At 36.9% G+C, this 22,664-nt stretch carries 20 protein-coding genes; 7 read left to right on the forward strand and 13 right to left on the reverse strand.

Translation table 11 applies throughout. The features are described 5' to 3' along the window. Window positions 1-368 precede the first annotated feature (368 nt). From AB3M96_RS22115 to AB3M96_RS22125, 3 genes are all read right to left on the reverse strand, one after another. Window positions 369-1,925: a fatty acid--CoA ligase family protein gene (locus AB3M96_RS22115; protein ID WP_412969777.1), complete on the reverse strand. Its 1,557-nt coding sequence runs from the start codon at window positions 1,923-1,925 to the stop codon at window positions 369-371. Between the two features lie 254 nt (window positions 1,926-2,179). Next, window positions 2,180-3,172 (reverse strand): lipoate--protein ligase, encoded by a 993-nt coding sequence (gene lplA, locus AB3M96_RS22120; protein WP_412969778.1) that lies wholly within the window; start codon window positions 3,170-3,172, stop codon window positions 2,180-2,182. 6 nt (window positions 3,173-3,178) lie between these two features. Then, window positions 3,179-3,910, reverse strand: a complete 732-nt coding sequence (locus AB3M96_RS22125; protein WP_412969779.1) for an MBL fold metallo-hydrolase — start codon at window positions 3,908-3,910, stop codon at window positions 3,179-3,181. 195 nt (window positions 3,911-4,105) lie between these two features. Here AB3M96_RS22125 and yhfH point away from each other — a divergent pair, with 195 nt between their 5' ends. Then, the gene (gene yhfH, locus AB3M96_RS22130) at window positions 4,106-4,234 is read left to right on the forward strand and encodes a protein YhfH (protein WP_412969780.1); all 129 of its coding nucleotides are present in this window, start codon (window positions 4,106-4,108) and stop codon (window positions 4,232-4,234) included. Between the two features lie 51 nt (window positions 4,235-4,285). On the opposite strand, the gene hemY is transcribed toward yhfH, so the two are convergent. The 4 genes from hemY to AB3M96_RS22150 all read right to left on the reverse strand — a co-directional run bounded on the left by hemY (window position 4,286) and on the right by AB3M96_RS22150 (window position 10,384). Further along, window positions 4,286-5,710 carry a protoporphyrinogen oxidase gene (gene hemY, locus AB3M96_RS22135; protein WP_412969781.1) on the reverse strand — a complete coding sequence of 475 codons (1,425 nt, stop codon included), beginning with the start codon at window positions 5,708-5,710 and terminating at the stop codon, window positions 4,286-4,288. Window positions 5,711-5,893: 183 nt separating this feature from the next. Then, complete coding sequence (hemH, locus tag AB3M96_RS22140) at window positions 5,894-6,829, reverse strand: ferrochelatase (protein ID WP_412969782.1); 936 nt, start codon at window positions 6,827-6,829, stop codon at window positions 5,894-5,896. 25 nt (window positions 6,830-6,854) lie between these two features. After that, window positions 6,855-7,895 (reverse strand): uroporphyrinogen decarboxylase, encoded by a 1,041-nt coding sequence (gene hemE, locus AB3M96_RS22145; protein ID WP_412969783.1) that lies wholly within the window; start codon window positions 7,893-7,895, stop codon window positions 6,855-6,857. Between the two features lie 353 nt (window positions 7,896-8,248). Next, window positions 8,249-10,384 (reverse strand): transglycosylase domain-containing protein, encoded by a 2,136-nt coding sequence (locus tag AB3M96_RS22150; RefSeq protein WP_412969784.1) that lies wholly within the window; start codon window positions 10,382-10,384, stop codon window positions 8,249-8,251. Between the two features lie 195 nt (window positions 10,385-10,579). On the opposite strand from AB3M96_RS22150, the gene AB3M96_RS22155 reads away from it, so the two are divergent. The 3 genes from AB3M96_RS22155 (at window position 10,580) to AB3M96_RS22165 (ending at window position 15,088) form a co-directional block, all read left to right on the forward strand. Beyond that, window positions 10,580-11,089: an antibiotic biosynthesis monooxygenase family protein gene (locus AB3M96_RS22155; RefSeq protein WP_412969785.1), complete on the forward strand. Its 510-nt coding sequence runs from the start codon at window positions 10,580-10,582 to the stop codon at window positions 11,087-11,089. Between the two features lie 349 nt (window positions 11,090-11,438). Beyond that, entirely contained in the window at window positions 11,439-12,857 is a 1,419-nt protein-coding gene (locus AB3M96_RS22160; RefSeq protein WP_412969786.1) for a hypothetical protein, read from the forward strand. A gap of 131 nt (window positions 12,858-12,988) precedes the next feature. Then, window positions 12,989-15,088, forward strand: coding sequence for a transglycosylase domain-containing protein (locus AB3M96_RS22165; RefSeq protein WP_412969787.1), 2,100 nt, complete (start codon window positions 12,989-12,991; stop codon window positions 15,086-15,088). A gap of 86 nt (window positions 15,089-15,174) precedes the next feature. Here the strand turns inward: AB3M96_RS22165 and AB3M96_RS22170 are convergent, their stop codons facing one another. From AB3M96_RS22170 to trhO, 3 genes are all read right to left on the reverse strand, one after another. Next, entirely contained in the window at window positions 15,175-15,795 is a 621-nt protein-coding gene (locus AB3M96_RS22170) for an NUDIX hydrolase (RefSeq protein WP_412969788.1), read from the reverse strand. Between the two features lie 29 nt (window positions 15,796-15,824). After that, entirely contained in the window at window positions 15,825-16,091 is a 267-nt protein-coding gene (locus tag AB3M96_RS22175; RefSeq protein WP_412969789.1) for a hypothetical protein, read from the reverse strand. 612 nt (window positions 16,092-16,703) lie between these two features. Then, window positions 16,704-17,672 (reverse strand): oxygen-dependent tRNA uridine(34) hydroxylase TrhO, encoded by a 969-nt coding sequence (gene trhO / locus AB3M96_RS22180; protein WP_412969790.1) that lies wholly within the window; start codon window positions 17,670-17,672, stop codon window positions 16,704-16,706. 246 nt (window positions 17,673-17,918) lie between these two features. On the opposite strand from trhO, the gene AB3M96_RS22185 reads away from it, so the two are divergent. After that, window positions 17,919-18,734, forward strand: coding sequence for a bifunctional hydroxymethylpyrimidine kinase/phosphomethylpyrimidine kinase (locus AB3M96_RS22185; RefSeq protein WP_412969791.1), 816 nt, complete (start codon window positions 17,919-17,921; stop codon window positions 18,732-18,734). 257 nt (window positions 18,735-18,991) lie between these two features. On the opposite strand, the gene AB3M96_RS22190 is transcribed toward AB3M96_RS22185, so the two are convergent. Continuing rightward, the gene (locus AB3M96_RS22190; protein WP_412969792.1) at window positions 18,992-19,897 is read right to left on the reverse strand and encodes a Gfo/Idh/MocA family protein; all 906 of its coding nucleotides are present in this window, start codon (window positions 19,895-19,897) and stop codon (window positions 18,992-18,994) included. Window positions 19,898-20,072: 175 nt separating this feature from the next. On the opposite strand from AB3M96_RS22190, the gene AB3M96_RS22195 reads away from it, so the two are divergent. Together AB3M96_RS22195 and AB3M96_RS22200 are read left to right on the forward strand one after the other, a co-directional pair. Then, window positions 20,073-20,357: a hypothetical protein gene (locus tag AB3M96_RS22195; RefSeq protein ID WP_412969793.1), complete on the forward strand. Its 285-nt coding sequence runs from the start codon at window positions 20,073-20,075 to the stop codon at window positions 20,355-20,357. Window positions 20,358-20,488: 131 nt separating this feature from the next. After that, a complete protein-coding gene (locus AB3M96_RS22200) occupies window positions 20,489-20,734 on the forward strand; it encodes a helix-turn-helix transcriptional regulator (RefSeq protein ID WP_412969794.1) in 246 nt (81 codons plus the stop codon). Between the two features lie 49 nt (window positions 20,735-20,783). Here AB3M96_RS22200 and modA read toward each other — a convergent pair whose 3' ends face one another. Beyond that, window positions 20,784-21,554, reverse strand: a complete 771-nt coding sequence (gene modA / locus AB3M96_RS22205; RefSeq protein WP_412969795.1) for a molybdate ABC transporter substrate-binding protein — start codon at window positions 21,552-21,554, stop codon at window positions 20,784-20,786. Window positions 21,555-21,608: 54 nt separating this feature from the next. Beyond that, complete coding sequence (locus tag AB3M96_RS22210; RefSeq protein ID WP_412969796.1) at window positions 21,609-22,508, reverse strand: DMT family transporter; 900 nt, start codon at window positions 22,506-22,508, stop codon at window positions 21,609-21,611. Window positions 22,509-22,664 lie beyond the last annotated feature (156 nt).

The following is a 22,664-nucleotide window of genomic DNA, read 5'->3' on the forward strand; positions in this document are numbered from 1 at the left end:
TTTTGCCTCTGACGGAGGAGTTGAAATTTCTCGAGTTTCTAGCCGCTGAAGCTAGACAAGTCGTTACACTCCTGCGGGGTCTCACTTGACTTTGCACAGTGCTGACGTCTACGTTCGCCACAGGACGTGGCGGTATTTAGTAGACGATCCTATGACTTCCCGCAGGACTTTGAGATGCTCCTTGAATTCACCCACGCACGAAGAAAATGCAAAGCATTTTCGAGGAGTCTCGTACCATGCGCTCCAATCACCGGTGTAAAATCATTATTCAACTCAAAATAACCTTTCTGAAGAGGTTAAAAAGGAATCAACATAATTTCTCAAAAGAGCCAAAGCAAAAGAACAGGTCAATGACCTGTTCCCATCTATTATTGTTTTTGAAGCACCTTATCTTTTAAGGCACGACGAAGTATTTTTCCTGTTGTGTTTTTAGGAAGTTCTTCTAAGAACTCAATTTTACTTGGAACTTTGTACTTCGCTAAATGTTCTCGGCAGTACTCAAGTATTGCCTCTTCTGTTAATGATTGATCCTTTACTACTACATAGCAGTTAACTGCTTCACCTAGATTTGGATCAGGTACACCTAGAACTGCAACCTCTACTACTTCAGGATGATTATATAGCACCTCTTCCACTTCACGTGGATATACGTTGTATCCACCAACAATGATCATATCTTTCTTACGATCAACGATATAGAAATAGCCTTCTTCATCCATTTTTGCCAGGTCTCCTGTATAAAGCCAACCATCTTTAATTGTTGCTGCAGTTTCTTCAGGTAGCTTATAGTACCCTTTCATAACATTTGGGCCACGAACGACTAGTTCACCGACTTGGCCAGCAGGTACTTCTTCTCCATTTTCATCAACAACTCTATTTTCAACGTTGACAATACTTGTTCCAATTGAACCTGCCTTTCTTGGACGGTCAAGTGGATTAAAGCATGTAACAGGAGAGGCTTCTGAAAGGCCATATCCTTCTGAAACTAAAACATTGAACTTTTGTTCGAAGCCTTTTAAAAGTGCAACAGGCATTGCAGCTCCACCTGAGATACACAAACGTAAGCTCTTTAGATCCTCCGGATTTCCTTCTGGATATTGAAGTAGGAAGTTATACATTGTTGGCACCCCAGCAAATACAGTTGCTTCGTGTGTTTTCGCAATATGGAAAATTTCCTTCGGGCTAAATTTTGGAACAATAAGCAGTGTACCGCCATTCATTAATGGCGCATTCAATGCCACTGATAAACAAAAAACATGGAACATTGGTAATGTAGTGATTACCTTATCCTGATCTGTAATTTTAAGATATTCTGCAATATCCCTTGCGTTACTGTACAGATTCTTATGAGTTAACATTGCACCTTTTGGCTTTCCCGTTGTTCCAGAAGTATACAGGATTACAGCCATATCGTCTTCATCAAGTTCTGGTCCAACGAAAGTCAAATCACCAGAACCGATTACCTCTGAAAACGATTTCAATTTAGGCAAGATTATTAGACTTGAGATGTCAAATCCACTACTGGCCCCCTGAGGCGTTTCACATGCAATGATATGCTCTACATTTGGTAGATGCGCATTCTTTTTTTCAAAGAGAGGTACCAATAAGTCTAGTGTTATGATAGCCCTTACATCTCCGTTATTGACAATATATCCAATTTCATCTGGAGTATAAATTGGATTGATTGGAATAACTGTTGCCCCTAAACGTAATGCACCATAAAGACCGATTACAAAATGTGGTGTATTCCCCAAAACGAGGGCAATATGATCACCCTTTTTTACACCTAATTTTTCTAATCCACTTGCAAATTTTGTGACGGCACCATCCAACTCAGCATATGTACTTGAAGTATTATTAAAAATATATGCTGGTTTGTCGAAGTATTTCTTAGCTGTTTCCCCTAGTTGTTTAGTTAAGTTCACATTTCTCCCTCCCCTGGTCACTATATGAATGAATAGTCATTCACTTTGTGACAAAAAATAAAATTCTAAATATATTATATTGAAAGAAAATTATAGTAGCAAGATGGATTGGAAATATTTTTAAAAAAAGTAGAGAATTATCCTATTACTAATTAAAAACAACAACTTATATCTTCATTACCAAACCCTTATTAATAAAAAGAAAAAGGAGCCGCCTATCCTTATTTAGAATTAACGCAGCTCCTTTATAAAAATCAATATATTAAATTAATAAAATCCTCCTTGGAAATTTTCCCAAAATAATGCTGGATATTAACCTCGGATAATTTTTCTTCCAATTGTTTTTTCTCATAGCGTGTCCCAATTAAAAGATTTTCAATTTCTTCAACATCTCCTACTCCGAAGAAATCTCCGTATATCTTACAATTTTCTACAACACCCTTTTGAACTTCTAAACGAACATCAATTTGTCCAACAGGGAATCGGTGTGTATGCTGAAGATTAAACTTAGGTGATCTTCCGTAGTTCCAATCCCAGTTTTGATACCTTTCTTTTGAAAGTTGATGAATTTTTTCCCAATCTTCTTCTGTAAGTTCATACTTTGGAATCTCTTCATCAGTTGTATTAAAGATGTAACGTAAAAGCATTTCTCTAAATTCTTCAATTGTTAACTTTTCTGTTAAAAATTCACTTATGTTCGCTACTCTACTTCGTACAGACTTAATTCCCTTTGATTCAATCTTATCCTTTTTCACTTTTAGAGCCGAAACAACATGATCTATTTCAGAGTTGAACATCAATGTTCCATGACTGAACATTCTTCCTCTTGTTGAAAATTGTGCATTCCCGGAAATTTTTCTGCCTTCTACTTCTATATCATTTCTACCGCTAAGCTGAGCATTAACACCTAATTTATGTAATGCTTCAATAACAGGCTCAGTGAACTTCTTAAAGTTATGGAAACTCTCTCCGTCATCTTTTGTTATAAAACTAAAATTTAAGTTTCCAAGGTCATGATAAACTGCTCCACCACCAGATAAGCGTCTAACTACTTTAATGCCGTTCCCCTCAACATACTGAGTATTAATTTCCTCAATTGTATTTTGGTTTTTCCCTATGATAATGGATGGCCCATTAATATAAAATAACAAGTATGTTTCATTAATATCTAAATTTTTCAGTGCGTACTCTTCTATTGCCAAGTTAATTTGCGGATCCGTAATTCCTTTATTATCAATAAATAACACGTTTTTTCACTCCCAGATTAATCCTAATTTTGCTAGTTTAATTTCTCCACTATATTCTTGCTTTGCTTGTTCTATTAAATCCTGATGGCTTCCGAAATGTGGCAAGTGAGTAAGCCATAGTTCGTTTACCCCTGCAGAGGTAGCAATTTTCCCAGCCTCTGTACTTGTCATATGACCCATTTTTGAGCCATCTTGGTTAGCATAAAGATTACATTCACATATAAAAAGGTCTGCCCCACTTGTAAAAGGAATAAATTCATCCATATAACTAGAGTCTGCTGAAAATACAACCGTTTGATTACCTGCTTTAATTCGTAATGCATAACACACAACAGGATGATTCGTTTTCAAGAAACCAATTGAAAATGGTCCAATCTTAATTTCTTCCTCCGGGTTATATGGGATACTCTTTGTATATCCTTTATGCTCTAATTTAGAAAATCCTTCTTGATCATCAGTGTGGCCATAGATAGGTAATACCTTATCTAGATTATGTATGTTACTCGTAACAAGTCTTGCATATTGCATTGGACCAATATCTGCAACATGATCATGGTGATAATGGGTTACGATGAGGGCATCAAGCTGGTCAACTGAAATATAATTTTGCAACTGTGCTAGTACACCACTTCCACAATCAACTAATAATCGATAATCATCATGTTCGAATAAATATCCTGAGGTTGCCTCATTTGCTGCAGGGAAGCCACCCCAATACCCACAAACAGTTACTTTCATACAATCACCTTTTCTTTTTAAGAGGATTTTTTATGCTCTCTCCAGTAGCTATCAATGGTTTACCTTAACCTCTTTTACTATAATCCATTCTCTATTTTTTTTCATTATTTTTACCAATTGTTACAAAACAGAAATTGACATATTTTAATCTGTTATAGTACAATATAAATAACAAATGAAACGGAGGGGTTAAAAATGTTAGTAAAAAGTACTGAATTTTTCAAAAATCTCCCACCAAAAAAATGCGTTGAATGCGGAAGCGAAATCGATGAGCAACATGAGTGTTACGGTAACACATGTGATACCTGTATCCAAGTGAAATGAATTTTGAATTAAATGTTAAAAAGGAAGGCAAATGCCTTCCTTTTCCTGTTTTCAATTAGTAACTGCTTTTTTCGCTAGGTATTGTAAAACCTGGTCTACAGCAACTTCACCTTGGTCAATACAGTCTGGTAACCCTAATCCTTCATAAGAGGCACCTGCTAAAAATAAACCTGGCAGCTGCTCCGCCACATTTTTCTTAGCAAACTCAACTCGGTCTTTATGTCCAACTGTATATTGAGGCATTGCATCTTTCCACCTGGTTATAATTGAAAAATCAGGTTTTTCATTAATAGCCATCGTCTTATTCAAATCATCAAGGACAACATTAACAATCTCCTCATCTGACTGATCCACGATTGCTTCATCCCCTGCTTTACCTACATAACAGCGGAGTAGCACCTTCCCTTTTGGAGTTGAGTGCGGCCACTTTTTATGAGTCCATGTGCATGCTGTAATAATGTAATCATTATTTCGTGATACAACAAAGCCTGTTCCATCTATATCTCTTTTAATCGCATCTTCAGGGAAAGCCATTGCTACAGTCGCTACCGATGTAGATGGCATTTCTTTAAAGGGTTCTAAAAAAGGATATTGGCTTAGCATTGCTTGTGTAACATGGTGAGGAGTCGCAACGACGACACTATCAGCCAAGATTTCTTCTCCATTACTTAAACGTAAGAGATATTGTTCTTCATTCTTTTCAATGCTGTCTACCTTTACGCCTTTATAAACAGACCCGGGATTAAGCTTTTCCTCAATTGCATCAATAAACGACTGCAGTCCTGTAGTAACAGTGAGGAATTGGCCTTTTGGACTCTTTGTTTGAGCTGCATTTTTCGGTTTGGCTGGTTTGGTTTGCTTCATCCCAATAATTAAACTGCGGTATTTTTGTTCAACCTGGTAAAACTGTGGAAAAGTTGACATTAAGCTTAATTGGTCAATATCCCCTGCGTATATTCCAGACAAAAGCGGCTCGATGAGATTCTCAACCACTTCATCTCCAAGTCTTCTTCTAAAAAATTGTCCAAGTGATTGATCTTTGCCAGGAGCTGTACGAGGAAGAACAAAATCCATTGCCGCACGAAGTTTACCTAGTGGCGTAAACAATCCCGTTGTAATAAAGGGACCAACTTCAGTTGGAATTCCCATAATGGAACCACCTGGCATTGGATGTAGTTTTCCATTAACAAGTACATATGATTTTCCAGCAGTGTTATTAACTAATTTATCTCCAAGTCCGACCTCTTTTGCTAAACGGGCAGCACTTTGTTTTCGTTCTAAAAAGGAATCAGGTCCTCTCTCGATGACAAAACCATCACGTACAACAGTCTGCACTTTTCCTCCTAGTCTATGACTTGCCTCTAAAAGTGAGCAGTCAATGCTGAGGCCCTTCTCCCTAGCTTCCTTTTGAAGATAATAAGCTGCTGTTAAACCAGTAATCCCACCACCGATGACAATAACCTTTTGATTACTCACTTTAACATCGCCTTCTTTTCCTTTTCAAATAAGGTATATCCGCGTAAACGTCCAATACTTCAAACCTCAAATTAGAAGTATGAAGGTAACGAACACCAATTATAGTAACAAAACTACGTTACTGTCGGATGTAACTAATAATCAGTGGGAGATTAACAAATTCCCACTGATTTAAGTATCACTTTATTTTGCCTTTAGTTCTTTTAATACAACGTTAGCTAAACAATCTATAAATTCTGGTTTTGCATTCGGCATTTCAGGACGGTAATAGCTTACGCCAAGATCTTGAGTGACCACTTTACATTCATAGTCATTGTCGTATAAAACCTCTAAATGATCTGCAACAAACCCAACTGGTATATAAACAAACGCTTTATATCCTTTTTCATTATATAAGTCCCTTGTTAAATCCTGAACATCTGGTCCAAGCCAAGGTTCTGGCGTATTTCCAGCACTTTGCCAGCCAATTTCATAATTTTTCACGCCTGCTGCTTCTGCAATTAAATCTGCAGTTTCTTGTAATTGATTAGGATAAGGGTCTCCTGCGGCAATAATCTTCTCAGGAAGACTATGCGCTGAAACGATTAATACAGCATTATCACTTTCCTCAGCAGTCATTGAAGCGTAGACTTGCTTCACTTGATTAGCCCAGTACTCTATGAAAGAAGGTTCACTATACCAGCTTTCAACAGAAGTGATTGTTAATCCACCAAGTTTTTCAGCTTCTTCTTTTGCACGGCCATTGTATGACTTCACACTGAAAGTTGAAAAATGAGGAGCTAACACGATGCTAACTGCTTCTTTAATTCCATCCGCATGCATCTGAGCTACTGCATCTTCAATAAATGGTTCGATGTGTTTTAAACCTATATACATCTTAAATTCAACTTCGTCTTGAATGTCATTTAAATGTTGTTCTAGTTTTTCAGCTTGTTCTTGTGTAATTTTCGCTAATGGTGAAATACCACCAATTGCTTCATAACGCTGACGTAAATCTTCTAATGCTTCCTCGGAAGGCTTTCTGCCATGGCGAATATGAGTATAGTATCTTTCAATATCTTCTTCTTTATATGGGGTACCGTATGCCATTACTAGTAATCCCATCTTTTTCTTAGTCATTTATAACACCTCTAAAAATATGCTTTTATTTGTTTTTCGCTGAATATTCATGAATGAAAGTTGTTAAACGTTTTAATGTTTCAGGTTGTACCTGTGGAAACACTCCATGTCCAAGGTTAAAGATATAACCTGGTTGTTGCATACCTTGGTCTAACACTTCTCTTGCTCTTTCTTCAATTACTTCCCATGGTGCTAGTAGAATCGCAGGATCAAGATTTCCTTGAACTGTTTTCGTAATCCCCATCTCTCTTGCTTGAGAAATTGGCAGGCGCCAATCTAACCCAACTACATCTAGCGGTAGGTCATGCCATTCAAGTGCTAAATGACTTGCACCTACTCCGAACATTATTAGTGGCACACCTTCTTCACGGAGTTCAGTAAAAATGCGATTCATAATCGGCTTTATGAAATAACGATAGTCAGCAACATTTAATGCTCCTACCCATGAATCAAATATTTGAATTGCCTTTGCACCAGCTGCAATTTGTGACTTTACATAAGTAATCGTCATATCGGCTAACTTGTCCATTAACGCAAACCAAGCCTTTGGCTCAGCATACATAAACGCCTTTGTCTTGTTGTAATTCTTTGAAGGACCACCTTCAATCATATAGCTTGCTAATGTAAATGGTGCTCCTGCAAAACCGATAAGCGGTACAGAAAGTTGTTCTTGAGTTAGAAGTTTAATCGTATCTAACACATAAGGAACATCTTCTTCCGGGTTGATTTCTCCAAGCTTTTCTACATCGTTTAGTGAGCTAATTGGATTGCTGATTACAGGTCCAATGCCAGCTTTAATGTCCACATCCACGCCAATAGCTGGTAGTGGTGACATAATATCTTTGTAAAGAATTGCTGCATCAACATTGTACTGCTCAACTGGTAGTCTAGTTACGTATGCACATAACTCAGGTTGATGAGTAATTTCAAACAAACTATATTTTTCCTTAATAGCTCGGTATTCTGGTTGAGATCTACCTGCTTGTCTCATATACCATACAGGGACATGGTCCGTCTTTTCCCCTCTAGCCGCTCTTAAAAAAGTATCATTAAAACCGTTCTGCATTATGTATATTACCTACCTTTCGACATTTTTCACACATAAACTCTATAATAACATAAAAAGCAATTTTTCATGCTTAAAAAAGCACTGACAGTTCTAATAAAAACCTCTGTTTTATCCCCTATTCATTAGAATCCAAACTTAAAATAGAAGATTCAATAGGTCTTGGATAATTTACATAAATAATTAATTACCACCAAACTATCAGTATTTATAACTTCACTTTATTCTCACCCTACAACTATATATGTTTCTACTATGTATGTATAGCAAACTCGAGTAAATGTCAAAAAATTGACGAACATTTGACAGGGTGGTGAGCAATACGTTACCCACCACCCCAATAAGGTAATATCCTAATTTGAAAAAAAGGCTGGCTTTACTACTTCAGACTTTGTTCCTTCTTCCTTCGTTTGGGAATTATACGGAACGATGAAATAGGAAGGGATTGAAAATATATTTACATTTTCAATTTCAAAGCTTCCATTTCCTTTAACTGAGCCAATATAGGTATCATTCTTAGAATGTTCTTCATAGATTCTATATTCAATTCGATTGTCCTCAGCTGCATTCCAGTTTAATTGGACGGTGAATAAGCTAAGCGGCTTAAATGTGATACTGGCAGCCACATCTGTAATCTCAGGCAAACGAATTGGTGGCTCTAATTCCTTAACATCTTTAGGGGCATCAAAAACAGTAACCTTTTTAAACTCTGATTGATCCAGTATTTTTTTAAACAGTTTTGTTGCTGAGGCACTGCCACTTTTTAGATAGTGTTTTGAATCTGTATAGTCATAGCCCATCCAAACAGAACCTACTACTGAAGGTGTAAACCCTACAAACCAAGCATCCTTAATACCATGATCCATTCCGGGAATATTGGTTGTCCCTGTTTTTCCGGCAAGAGCGCCTGAATAAGAGCCAACTCTTCCGGTACCGTTATCAACAACTCCCTCAAGCATCCTTGTCATATACCATGCTGTTTGCTTTGAAAACGCCTCTGTTTCATGTACAGATGCTATGCCAATAACGTTTCCATCCCGATCAGCTATTTTGCTAATAAAGTGTGGCTCAATTACCTTACCCCCTCTAGCAAAAGCACGATATGCTTTCGCCATATCAAGTGGTGAGATACCTTCTTGGAGCCCCCCTAACGCTATTGAAAGGCCTTGATCAGGAATTGAAATCCCTGTTTTTGTAAGGTACTTTTTCGCTGTTTCAATACCAAGTCTATCAAGCATCCAGACAGCCGGAGCGTTTGCAGATTCTATAAGAGCATCATACATTGAAATTTGTCCCCGATAAATCCCACTTAAGTTACTGGGCTCATACTTTCCATATGCAAGCTTTCTATCGACAAGCATTGAATATGGCTCAAACTGATTTTCCTCCATTGCCGGACCATACACAGCCAATGGTTTAATGGTAGAGCCAGGCTGTCTTTTTACAAGGATACGGTTCGTTCCCTTACTGACGTACGTACGACCTCCAATACTTGCCAAAACACCACCTGTGTCATTATCGAGTAAAACAAAAGCACCCTCTACATTGTTATCAACACCAGGAAAATTTGCTTCATCTTGGAATAATTCATATGCTGTTCGTTGAACCTCAAGTTTAAGTGGTACCGTAACTGTATATCCACCTCTTAATAATTCTTCATTTGACAGCTTGTAACGGGTCCTTGCTTCTTCAAAAACCATGTCAATATAAGTTAGTAGAGAAGGGTCATTATCTAACTGTTGCACATCTAATGCAACTGTTTTACCTTGGACCCGAACTGCCTCTTCCGCAGTAAGAAAACCCTTTTGTTCCATTAAACTTAATACTAAATCTCTTCTCTCCTTGCTTTTTTCAGGATGCAACAATGGAGAATAAGTAGACGGAGCTTTGGGAATTCCAGCTAGTAACGCACCTTCTTCAACTGTTAATTGGGTTGCATCCTTATTAAAATACATCTTTGAAGCAGTTTGAATTCCGTATGCACCATGACCAAAATAGATTTGATTTAGGTACATTTCAAGCAATTCCTGCTTACTGTATTTTTGTTCAAGATTAATGGCTATGATTAATTCCTTCGTTTTCCGTAAAAAAGTTTTTTCATTTGTTAGGAAAACATTCTTAGCAAGCTGCTGGGTGATTGTACTTCCACCCTCTACCTTTCCTCCAGCAACAATATCTTTATAGACCGCTCGTAATATGGCTTGGATATCAATTCCATGATGTTTATAAAAACGTGTATCTTCAACGGCTATAAAAGCCTGCTGAACATAATCTGGTATATCCTGAATTGAAACAATGTCTCTGTTTTCATAATATAATTTCGTAATAAATCTTCCTTCTTCATCAACTAGCTTTGTTGCAGAATTCATAACTAGCTTTTTGTCATCAATTACATAATCACCTGCATATATGATAAGCAAATACCCACATAATCCAAGGACAAAAGAACCGATAATAGCTATAAAAGAGACAATGAACTTCTTTTTCATTAAGATGACCCCCTTGGAAATTTTAAAAAGAACAAAACCTATGAAAATAATATCGACCACGATCTATTTCTGTTGTGGCTTATAAATAAAAACATGCTTTGTTTGTAAAAAATTGTTATGTTATGTTTTAGTATAACTGTAAAGGTTTCTCACTATGTATTCGGATAATAGAGAATTAATAAGGGAGAGAAAATGATGAATTTTTTTATCGCATTTGGGACTGTTGATTTTCTTGAAAAGCTTAAAAGGAAATATAAGAATGAGAAGATGTTTGAGTTTTATAATAATGAAACAGCTATTCTACTCCATGAAACTAATAAGAAAAAATCGGTTTTTGCCATGCCAAAAAAATATGAAGTTATCTCTGGTTATGGTGAACTAGGTGAAGCTCGTTTTGTGGTACTAACATATGCACCTGTTACAGAGGAAGGGAAGCCACTTTTTGAATACAACTTTAATCAACCAGACCTATTTCGATATCTACCTGGCATCGTCTCTCTTCGGGTTCTTCGTCCAGTTAAACATGACACATATCTTATACTTACTGCATGGAATAAGGAATCATTTTATACACAATGGAAGCAATCGGCTTCTTATAATGAATTTGAACAATTGTTAGGGAATACAAAGGTAGGAATTGAACAAACCATCTTTTCTGGAGGTAGCTACACAAAATCGTATTATGCTTTTAAGTATGAAGAATAATTAATAAATTCAGAAGGAATGTCGTTCATTAACCATACACAGAAGACACTCTTATCTTATTTCCACACCTTTTTGTCCTTCATCACCGTTATGAAGGACACATCTCCTTGTCATTTAATGATTGTCACTCCTCTCTACTTTCACATCTTTTTTTCTTCAGCTCTATGGACGTATTTTCCCTAGTCGGTTTGTCCTTAACCCTTGTAAGCAAAAAACTGCTGCTTACTCTTACTATTTTAAAAATTTTCAGTCTCTTTTCACATGTTTTTACTCCATTCATATTCTGTAATTACAAACATAGGTAACCGTCTAATTACCTCTGTTGAATATGTGAAATGGGGGTTTTACAATGCTAGTGGAATTAACAGCACTACATTGGATTTATGTTTCGTTTATCCTCTTCATCATTGGGTTTATGGTTATGAAGAGAGACACCTCACTTATTTGTATTATAGGTATTTTTTTGTTAGCAATTACTGCTACAGGTTCTATTAGCGCATCAATCAGTGGGGTTTTTAACAGCTTTATTTTTGCAATAACCGAACTACTCTCAACAATACTAGTAATATCAATTATCGTCTCAATGAGTAAGGCTCTAACTGTAACAGGGATTAACGATATTATGATATCTCCGTTTACAAAGCTAATTCGCTCTCCTGCACTTGCATATTGGACGATCGGAATTGTTATGATGGTAATTTCTTGGTTCTTCTGGCCTTCACCCGCTGTTGCATTAATAGGGGCAGTTCTCCTTCCTGTTGCGATGAGAGTCGGTCTGCCAGCCTTAGGTGTCGCGATGGCGATGAACTTATTTGGACACGGAATTGCATTATCTGGGGATTTTATTATCCAAGCAGCACCAAAGCTTACTGCTGATGCGGCAGGACTAGATGTGATGGAAGTTGTCAAAGCAAGTGTACCACTCGTTTTTGTGATGGGTATCGTGACAACTGTTGCTGCATACTTCTTCCTTAGACGTGATATGAGAAAAGGAACTCTTTCAGTTAATGGTTCCTCTGAATATAGCAATCCATTAACAAAGGAACTTTCAGCCGAAGAGGAACAAAAATTAAAATCGTTACTTTCACCTACTATGAAGCGTGTTTTTGCAATACTAATTCCAATCTTATTTACACTTGATGTTACAGCCATGTCTGTTTTAAATCTATCAGGAGGAGATGCAACAGCATTAGTCGGTGGAACTTCCATCTTTATTCTCATCTTGATTTCTCTTTTTGCTCATAAAAATGCTGGACTTGAAAAGACGACATCGTATTTAATAGAAGGTTTTCAGTTTGGATTTAAAGTTTTTGGCCCTGTAATTCCAATTGCAGCCTTCTTCTACCTCGGCGATTCTGGTTTCGGAAAAATAATCGGTGACTTTTTACCAGCTAACTCACAGGGAATCGTTAATGACCTTGGTGTAGGCTTAGCTTCTGTTGTGCCATTGAACGCCCCAATTGGTGCCATCACTTTAACAGGTGTAGGTGCGATTACCGGTCTAGATGGTTCAGGTTTTTCAGGTATCTCATTAGCCGGTTCAATCGCCACATTATTCTCATCAGCAATTGGTGCAGGTGCTGCCACGTTAACCGCACTCGGCCAAATAGCAGCGATTTGGGTTGGTGGGGGAACATTAGTCCCATGGGCGCTTATTCCAGCAGCAGCTATTTGTGGAGTTGACCCATTCGAACTTGCTCGTAAGAACTTACTACCAGTAACAATTGGATTGGTTGTAACAACTATTGTTGCGATGTTTCTGATATAATTTAAATTTCAATGAATCCCCCTGCCAACTGCTGTGGGGATTTCTTTGTTTCATAAAAAATTTGATTATTTTTACATATATAATAGAATATAGTTTATACAAAATTGAATGGTAGTACATTTGGAGGCACTATGATACTTGAAAAACTGAAACCCTTTATTATAAAAGTCTGGCAATCTATTAAACGTTTTTGGCGAGAAAAACATATTACGAAAATTATTTTGCTGATTGGTCTATTATTCATTTTACTGTCTATGTTGTTTTTTGCTTTTATGGCGAGTCAGGCAAATGTTCAGTCGTTGAAGGATGGGTTACGACAAGCAACTGTTATTTATGATAAGGATGAAGAGGTCGCAACCAATATCGTCACGAATCGGACTGATGGTGTTTCTGTAGACGAGTTACCAAAGCATGTAAAAGATGCTGTAGTCGCAATTGAGGACGAACGTTTCTATCGTCATAATGGTTTTGACATTAAAGGAATTACACGAGCATTTGTTAAAAATCTATTTACTGGCAGAATAACCGGTGGTGGTAGCACTCTAACTCAACAGTTAACGAAAAATGCACTACTCTCACCCGAAAAAACCTATAAGCGTAAAATTGAGGAGCTTTTTTTAGCATTAGAAATTGAAAAGCACTATTCAAAAGATGAAATTTTGCAGATGTACGTAAACCAGGTTTACTTTGGAAGTGGAGCGTGGGGAATTCAACGAGCATCTCAAAAATATTACAATAAAGACATTGAGAACGTGACAATAAGTGAAGCTGCTCTACTAGCAGGTTTACTTCAAGCTCCTTCTGCACTTGATCCTTACAGAAATCTTGAAGGTGCTGTTAAACGTAGAAATATCGTTCTTACTAAAATGAAAGAATTAAAGATGATTACAGAAGATGAATACTCACAAGCTATTAAGCAAGAAATTCAGCTTGAAGATGGTGGAGGCAGTAATATTCAGAGAAGTTATCCATATTATGTGGATGCTGTTTTAGATGAAGCAATAAAAAAATATGGACTAACTCAAGATGAAATACTGACACGCGGATATAGAATTTACACAGAAATGGACCAAGACATTCAAGCTGCCTTGGAAGATGTATATAAACGTGATTCTTTATTTCCTAGAGGTAAAGATACTCTTGTTCAAAGCGGTGCTGTCATTTTACATCCTGAAAGTGGTGGTGTTCTTGGTCTTGTCGGTGGACGTGGTGAACAGGTATTTCGAGGCTTTAACCGAGCAACCCATCTAAAGGCACAGCCAGGTTCAACAATGAAACCATTAGCAGTTTACACTCCAGCACTCGAGCAAGGTTATGAGGTTACTTCTCCCCTTGTTGATGAGTTAAAAACTTATGGTGATTACACTCCTGAAAACTTATCAAGGTCTTATCAAGGAGAAGTCAAGATGTACGAAGCATTAGAAAATTCATTAAATGCACCAACAATTTGGTTATTAGATCAGATTGGTCTTGAAAAAGGTTTGGATGCTTTAACAAGGTTTGGCATTCCTTATGAAAAGGAAGATAAATATTTAGGGATAGGACTTGGCGGTATGCATAAAGGTGTTTCTCCACTACAACTCGCAGAAGCATACTCGGCATTTGCAAATGAAGGGAAACGCTCAGAAGGTCATGTAATTAAAAAAATTGTGGGACCAACCGGTAACATTATTGCCGAGCATCAATCTAAAACGACGAAGGTTACCTCCAAAAAAGTAGCGAATGAGATGACCTCTATGCTTTTAAACGTTGTTGAAACAGGGACCGGAAAAGGTACGAAGCTTAAAGGAGTAGAACTAGCCGGAAAAACAGGAACAACCCAACTTCCATATAAAGATATCAATGGAACAAAGGATCAATGGTTCGTTGGATATACACCTAATTTAGTTGGCGCAGTATGGCTTGGTTATGATAAGACCGATCAAACACATTATATTCCTGGTTCAAGTTCAGATTATGTTGTTCCCTTGTTTCGAGCAATCATGGAATCTGTTAACCCGCATATGGAGATAGAAGAGTTTGATGTGTTATCTGTTAATGCTCAACAATCTGGAGCAGAAGAAAAGAAGATTATTACTAAGGAAGAACTTAAAGAACAAGCTGAAAAAATTGAAGAAACACTAAAAGAAGAAAGTGTTAAGTGGAAACAAGTATTAAAAGAAGCAAAAAAAGATTTTGATGAAATAAGCCAAAAGGTCGGAGACAAATTAAAAGATATTATTGGAAACTAGAGTTGATAATGTAAAGGTCTCTCAGTCCTGTTTCCCAAATACCGATTGCAGTTCCTACTTAATAAACAGCCCCTTCCTGGGGCTGTTTATTTTTCTTCAAGTACATCTATAAAATGCTTTAATATCCCAGCCGTCAATCCCCAGATTACACGATCTTCATAATAATAAAACAACTCATCCATTCCACGGATTTGCCATTTATAATTTTCCCCACCAATAATATCGTTGTAAGGGAAATTTTCTTCTGGTTCAATCTTAAACTTTATTTCGTATTTTTGTGGCGGATTTCCCTTAAAAAACGAAAGAGGAACAGTGAATACCTCTCCAACCTCGGCTGGGTTTGGATGGAGAAGGTCTAGATTTTTTATAGTACCTATATAGGGATATATGATCGTTCCAAACGGTGAAACGAAATAATCTAACGGATGTACATTTGTAATCATGCTCTCCTCAATGCCCAATTCCTCCATTGTTTCTCGAATCGCTGTATGCTTTTCATCACGGTCAGTTGGATCAATCCTCCCGCCAGGAAAACATACTTCACCTGGTTGTCGTCTTAATTGACTTGAACGGGTTTCAAAGAGTACATGGACCTCATTGTCTTTTTCAACTAAAGGTATTAAAATTGAAAACCTTGTAAAGCTACCTCTCCCCAGCATAGAAGGCGTTCTCTTTTCTATTTTGTTAACAATCTTTTCAATTTCCATGATTCACCTCATTGTGTTTCGAGTTTACGTTAATTCTTTATTTCTTTGAATGCTTCTATAAAATAGATAGGACTTTCTTTTACCTGATAAGAGAATACACCTTGGTTAGTGTGAAGGTATAAAAAGTTCGTCCGATACGAGACATCATAGACATGTTCAAGTTGAAACTCATTAGATGTTGAAAGAATACGATCTTCAAATAACCTTATAATATGTGTTGTTTCAATATATTTTTGTTCGTTCCATTCAATTTTTCTAGTTATAACGTAATACGGGTGCGATGCAACTACTCTCACGTTACCTCCTATTTGCCTTTTCTATATTGTAACAAATAATATAATTTAAGTACCAGTTTAGTTAGCTTTTTGTGTAATATAGAAATCCCTAAAAATCTTTTGCCTTTTTATTTTGGAAGTAAAGGGTACAAAGTTTGGTGATTTCCGCTCCAGGCACTCGCTTTCCGCGGGCGGACCGTGAGCCTCCTCAATGAAATGCTGAAGCGGCTTGGTCAGAAACGAGGAAATTGGCCGCCAATAACGCCACGTCCTGTGGCTTTGGCGGCACTAGCACATCCTGTGCGTCGGAGACTCCGACATAAGAGGCGCCTTTTGCCTCTGACGGAGGAGTTGAAATTTCTCGAGTTTCTAGCCGCTGAAGCTAGACAAGTCGCTATGCTCCTGCGGGGTCTCACTTGGTCACGCTATTCCCGCAGGACTTTGAGAGGCTCCTTTGAATTCTCCCACGCACGAAGAAAATGCAAAGCATTTTCGAGGAGTCTCGTACCATCCGCTACAATCACCCTACTGGAAAACTGGAAAAAATAATCCCAAAATTGCATCAAAATTATTAAATAACAGACAATAGAAAAAACAACCACAATGATTATCATCATGGTTGTTTCTAATTTTTTATTGAGTTACTGTTTCTTTTTCAAGTGCTACCAGGCGTTCAGTGATTTGCTCTACTGTTAAACCATGCTCAGCAACATAGCGGTTACGTGGGTGAACACGACATTCGTGTGTACATCCGCGAAGGTGTTTATGCTCATTTTCTTCTGAACATAAAATTTGTTTGTTACATTCTGGATTTGCACAGTTTACATAGCGTTCGCAAGGTTCACCAGTAAAATGGTCTTTACCAACAATCACATGTTCTTTATGATTTACTGGAACGGCAATTCTTTCGTCAAATACATAAAGTTGTCCATCCCATAAGTCACCTTGAACTTCTGGATCTTTTCCATAAGTTGCAATTCCGCCATGAAGTTGGCCAACATCTTCAAAACCTTCTCTTACTAACCAGCCTGAGAACTTTTCACAGCGAATACCACCTGTACAATACGTAAGGATTTTTTTGCCTTCAAGCATTTCTTTATTTTCACGAACCCATTGTGGTAGGTCACGGAACGTTTCAACATCTGGTCTAATTGATCCTCTAAAATGACCAAGGTCATATTCATATGTGTTTCGTGCATCAAGTACAATCGTATTCTCTTGCTGCATTTTTTCGTAAAATTCTTTCGGACTTAGATAATTTCCTGTTAATTCAAGTGGGTTAATGTCATCCTCTAAGCTTAAGTTAACAAGCTCTGGACGTGGACGCACATGCATTTTCTTAAAAGCATGCCCATCTGCTTCGTCTATTTTGAACATAATATTCGCAAAACGAGGATCTTTTCTCATCGTTTCCATGTATAGGTCAGTTTGTTCAACTGTACCAGATACAGTACCATTAACTCCTTCAGTCGCTACTAAAATACGACCTTTTAATCCAACTTCTTTACAGAAAGCTAAATGCTCTGCTGCAAATTCCTCTGGATTCTCAATGTTTACATACATGTAGTAGAGTAAAACTCTATAAGGCTTTTTTTCTACCATATTTTTTCGACCACCTATCATTATATTTGCAAGATATGAATGTACTCAGGATCGAAGGTTTTTATATACACTTTTCTCTTACATCAGTGTATTGTAACAAAATTATACGGGAATAATCAACATATTAAGTTCTTCCTTTTTTTGCAAGGGGGATTTTCATTCGGAAAAAGATGTTTTTCCTATTATTTTTTTGCCATTGATATATAATAGAACTTGTCAAATTTTTAATTAATGGGGGTTTCATATATGAGTCTACCTAAAGCGTTAACCATTGCAGGTTCTGATAGTAGTGGTGGTGCAGGAATACAAGCGGATATAAAGACATTCCAAGAGCACGGTGTCTATGGAATGTCTGCCTTAACTGTAATTGTTGGAATGGATCCGGAAAATAATTGGAGCCACCAAGTGTTCCCAATTGAACATAATATAATTAAAGCTCAGCTAGCAACAATTCTTGACGGAATAGGCGTTGATGCTGCTAAAACAGGAATGCTTCCAACTGTCGATATTATTGAAATTGCAGCTGATGCTGTTAAAAAGCACAACCTACAAAAGTTTGTAGTTGATCCAGTTATGGTTTGTAAAGGTGAAGACGAAGTACTCTTCCCGGATCATGCAGTAGCTCTTAGAGAAATCCTTACTCCATTAGCAACTGTTGTTACTCCGAATTTATTCGAAGCAGGACAACTAAGTGGGTTAGGTGCAATTACCACTGTTGACCAAATGAAGGATGCAGCAGTAAAAATTCACGACCTTGGTGCAAATTATGTACTTGTTAAAGGTGGAGGTAAACTAAACCACGACAAGGCTGTTGATGTACTGTTTGATGGTAGAGAGATAGAAGTGCTTGAAGGAGACCGAATTGAAACTTCATATACTCACGGAGCTGGTTGTACGTATTCATCAGCGATAACTGCTCAACTTGCCAAAGGTCTTGATGTTAAAGATGCTATTTATGAAGCTAAAAAATTCATTACTGCCGCAATTCGACACTCATTCAAATTAAATGAGTATGTAGGACCAACAAACCATGCTGCTCGACGTTTTTATGGAGATAAATAATCAATTTTGCTTAAAAAACCTCAAGGATATCGCTTCCTTGAGGTTTTTTAATATAGACTTTTCTGAGTCACTGCGGCCTATAAGCGTTATTTCGTTTCTATAGGCGTTAATTTAATTCTATAAGCGTTATTTCATTTCTATAAGCGATAATTCACTATAATAGTCGTTATTTTGATTCTATAGTCGTTAGCACTTTTAGACAGTTTTAAGGTACTACTTTAAAATCAGTTCGTCTCTTAAGCCAATCGACTTCAGAATTACTCCCCTAGTTTTTGAATAATAAATTCACAAATCTCATGTGTCTGTAGCGCATCACTGCTTGATATTGAAGGCTCACGGTCACCTTTAACAGAGGCAATAAATTCTGCTACAAGCTGCTCAAATCCGCGCTTATGTAACGTTGGCTCCCAGTCATTTGATGCAAGCTTGATCACCTGACTATTTTTATGTATCTCAGCTTCTGCGACATTATAAATCACTCTTTTTTCAGCTGAACTCATTACTTCAACCTTTTCTTCTCTTGTACCACTATCACGGTTCATGATTCCTATTGCAGTACAGTTCTCGCTTTGAAATTGAACAACAACATGGTAAAGGAGATTATCCTTTTTTCTCCCCTTTACGGTAATCTCTTCAATTTGGTATGGATACAAAAAACGCATCGTATCGATTACATGAATAAAATCATCCATAACAAAGGTTCTTACATCGTTTGGCAATCCATTTCTGTTTTTTTGAACAATCATCATGTTCGGTTCTGGGATAGCCTTCTTCAATTCTGAGTTTACTGGTGCAAATCTTCTATTAAACCCTACCATAAGTATACGATTTTTTTCTTCTGCTAGCGCTACTAATCCCTTTGAAGTTTCGTAATTATACGAAATTGGCTTATCTACATAAACATGAATATTATTATTCAAAAGCTCTCTAATAATTTCCGGATGTGATTCAGTTGATGAATGCACAAAAGCTGCAACTATCCCACTTTGAACCATGGAATCAATGCTTTGGTGTACGTTTTGAAAACGATATGTTTCCGCTACCTCTGTTAGAGTGTCTTGATTTCTTGTATACAAATGAAACTCAACATCTTTTACACTCGCATAAACCGGTAGATATGCTTTTTTAGCAATATCACCTAAACCTATTATTCCTATTTTCATAATGATGTCCCCTTCCTTCTTAGTATCCTCTGTAAATTGTACTCTTTTTAAGCCGACTATGGAAATATCAGATATAGATTGTAACAAATTCGATTATTTTCCGACTAATCAATTGATAAATCATTCATTTAGGGTAAAATTACACTATAATAAACTTTTATTGGAGGCAGTTAGTATGAAACTAGTGGTCTTTTTTGGAATAATTATCCTAACACTTTTCCTTTCTCTATTGGTAGGTCGATATTCATTACGAACAAATCAAAAGGTCTTGATTGCTTTATTGAAAGCACTTCTACTAAACATCATTGTACTTGGACTAAGTACAATTTGGTGGTTTGCAACTGAGTTAGATGGAATAAGTCAAGGAATTGGTGCGATGATTAATATAGGAGCTGCAGTAACTATTAGCTTGCTGGACTTGATATTCTTTACTATCTGGTCTAGAAAAATTGGTAAATAAATTCCTACCTAGACGTAACATTTGTATAATGGTAAGATAATGCATGTCATAGAATAATAGAAAAATAGACTTTATTTACAGTTACTATCTACATATAAAAACTTGAGAACTACAGGTAGGAGTTGAACAATATGCCTAGGATGAGTAAGGAAATCGTTAAGTTCTTACGAAAAAAAAATAACATGACCCAACGTGATTTCGCTAAAGCCGTTAACTGTAGCTTCGCTCTAATTGCCCTAGTAGAAGTTGGGAAACGTAGAATTACAACAAACCTTGAAACCAAAATTAAAAATACCTTCAATTTAGATGACAAACAACTATCAACCATAGCTTCTGTTGTGGAGGAAATTAGCAAAGGCGTACACCCTTTTATCTAAACAAAGAAAAGCAATTGTTGCATCCTCTGTGCAACAATTGCTTTTTTTATTACTCTACTTCGATAAATCCATATTCCTCAAACTTTTTTAACACAGCCTCACTTTGTAGATACTCATGAAATCTCATTGCTTCTTTATATTTATTCGTTGATGTAATAATTCCTACTGGATAAATAATTGCTGAGTGAGAGACCGGAACTGCAGCTACTACCGACTTAACTTTTTCAGACTGCATTGCATCCGAAAGGTACACGATTCCGGCATCAACATTTCCAGTTTCCACATATGTTAGTACTTGACGAACATCCTTTGCAAAAATCAGCTTATCTTCTATCCGATCCCAAAGGTTACTATTCTCAAGAGCTTCCTTTGCGTACTTACCCGCCGGAACAGATTCTGGTATCCCTATTGAAATACTATCTGCTTTTGTAAGTAAATCATCGAATGTCTGGATTTCTTTTTGTGAATTTTTAGGAACAACTAAAACAATTTGATTTCCAACTAGATTTCGTTTTGTTTTTTGATCTATTAACCCTTTATCAACTAATAAATCAAACTTATCCACTGAAGCAGATAAAAACACATCAACAGGTGCTCCCTGTTCAATTTGTTGCTGCAGTGCCCCGGAAGAACCAAAATTAAACACAACTTTTATATTCGAGTGCTCTTTTTCATAAGATTCCTTAATGTCGTTTAATACATCCTGCATACTCGCTGCGGCAGAAACCGTAAGTTCAACAGTTTCGGATTTTTTTTGACCAGATGCTCCGCAGCCAGAAACAACAGTAATTAGTAAAAGCATTAGAAGTATGTGTTTCATGCAGCACCTTCCTTTTGTTAGTTAGGCAATTATTTTATATATGCATTAGGAATCTTACACTTTTTGAGATAGGAGGACCTTATCTTTCGATTTCACCTTTCTAGTCGATAGGAAGACCCCAAATAAAATAATAAACAATCCTATTATCAATTGTGTTGTGATCGGCTCTTTAAAAAATACATATCCCCAGAGAATTGCTGATAACGGAATTATATAAGTAACAGTAGATGCGAATTCTGGGCTTCCTTCCCGTACCATAAAGTAATACAGGAGTTGGGCGATACCTGAGCCAAAACACCCTAACCCAATAATAACGAGTAAAACTTTTGGTTCTATTAGTTTCTCAATCTGAATTGGGTGGGTAAAAATCATACCAATGACTCCTACGGCTGCTCCTACGAGCAAGGAGATTGTGGTAAGTGCAACTACTCCGATATTACCTAATTTCTTTTTTGCATATTGAGTTGAAAAACCGTAGCACGCTGTAGCTACAAGCATAGTACCAACACCAAAAAAGCTTTCTCCAAATAGAGTTTGAATATTAAAATCCATCAATACTAAAATACCAACAAATCCAGTTAATATACCTATCCACTGTCCCTTTGATAGCTTACTAGAAAATAGCAGATACCCAAGTAAGCCTGTCCAAATTGGTGTTGTCGCATTTAGTACAGACGCTGAGCTTGTTGTAATCTTTGTTTCACTTAAGGTAATAAGTCCCCATGGTAATCCTGCATTTAATACTCCAATAATGACAAGTGACTTCCATGGAAGCGGACGAACAATTTCTTTGCGCTTTAGCCAAAGTATTGGCAGTAAAATGACTACTCCTGCTATACATCTTACAAAAACGGTTCCCCAAACTCCTGCTGCCTCTAAAAGAATTTTTATAAAAACGAATGACAATCCCCAAATCAAACTTAACGACAGCAGTGCACTATATAAACGTAACATGATGTGATCTCCTTGTATCTTTATGTATAAAAGCATTTTACCACACTCTGTAGTTGTTGATTATAAAAAAACTGATGGCTAAAAAGCTCCTACCTCTTTCCCATTCTAAATTTGTCCCAACTTCATAAGTATAAATATATACAAGTAATAGAGGTG

Origin of the sequence: Ferdinandcohnia jepli (assembly GCF_047246645.1) — a bacterium.
GTDB lineage: Bacteria > Bacillota > Bacilli > Bacillales > Bacillaceae_L > Ferdinandcohnia.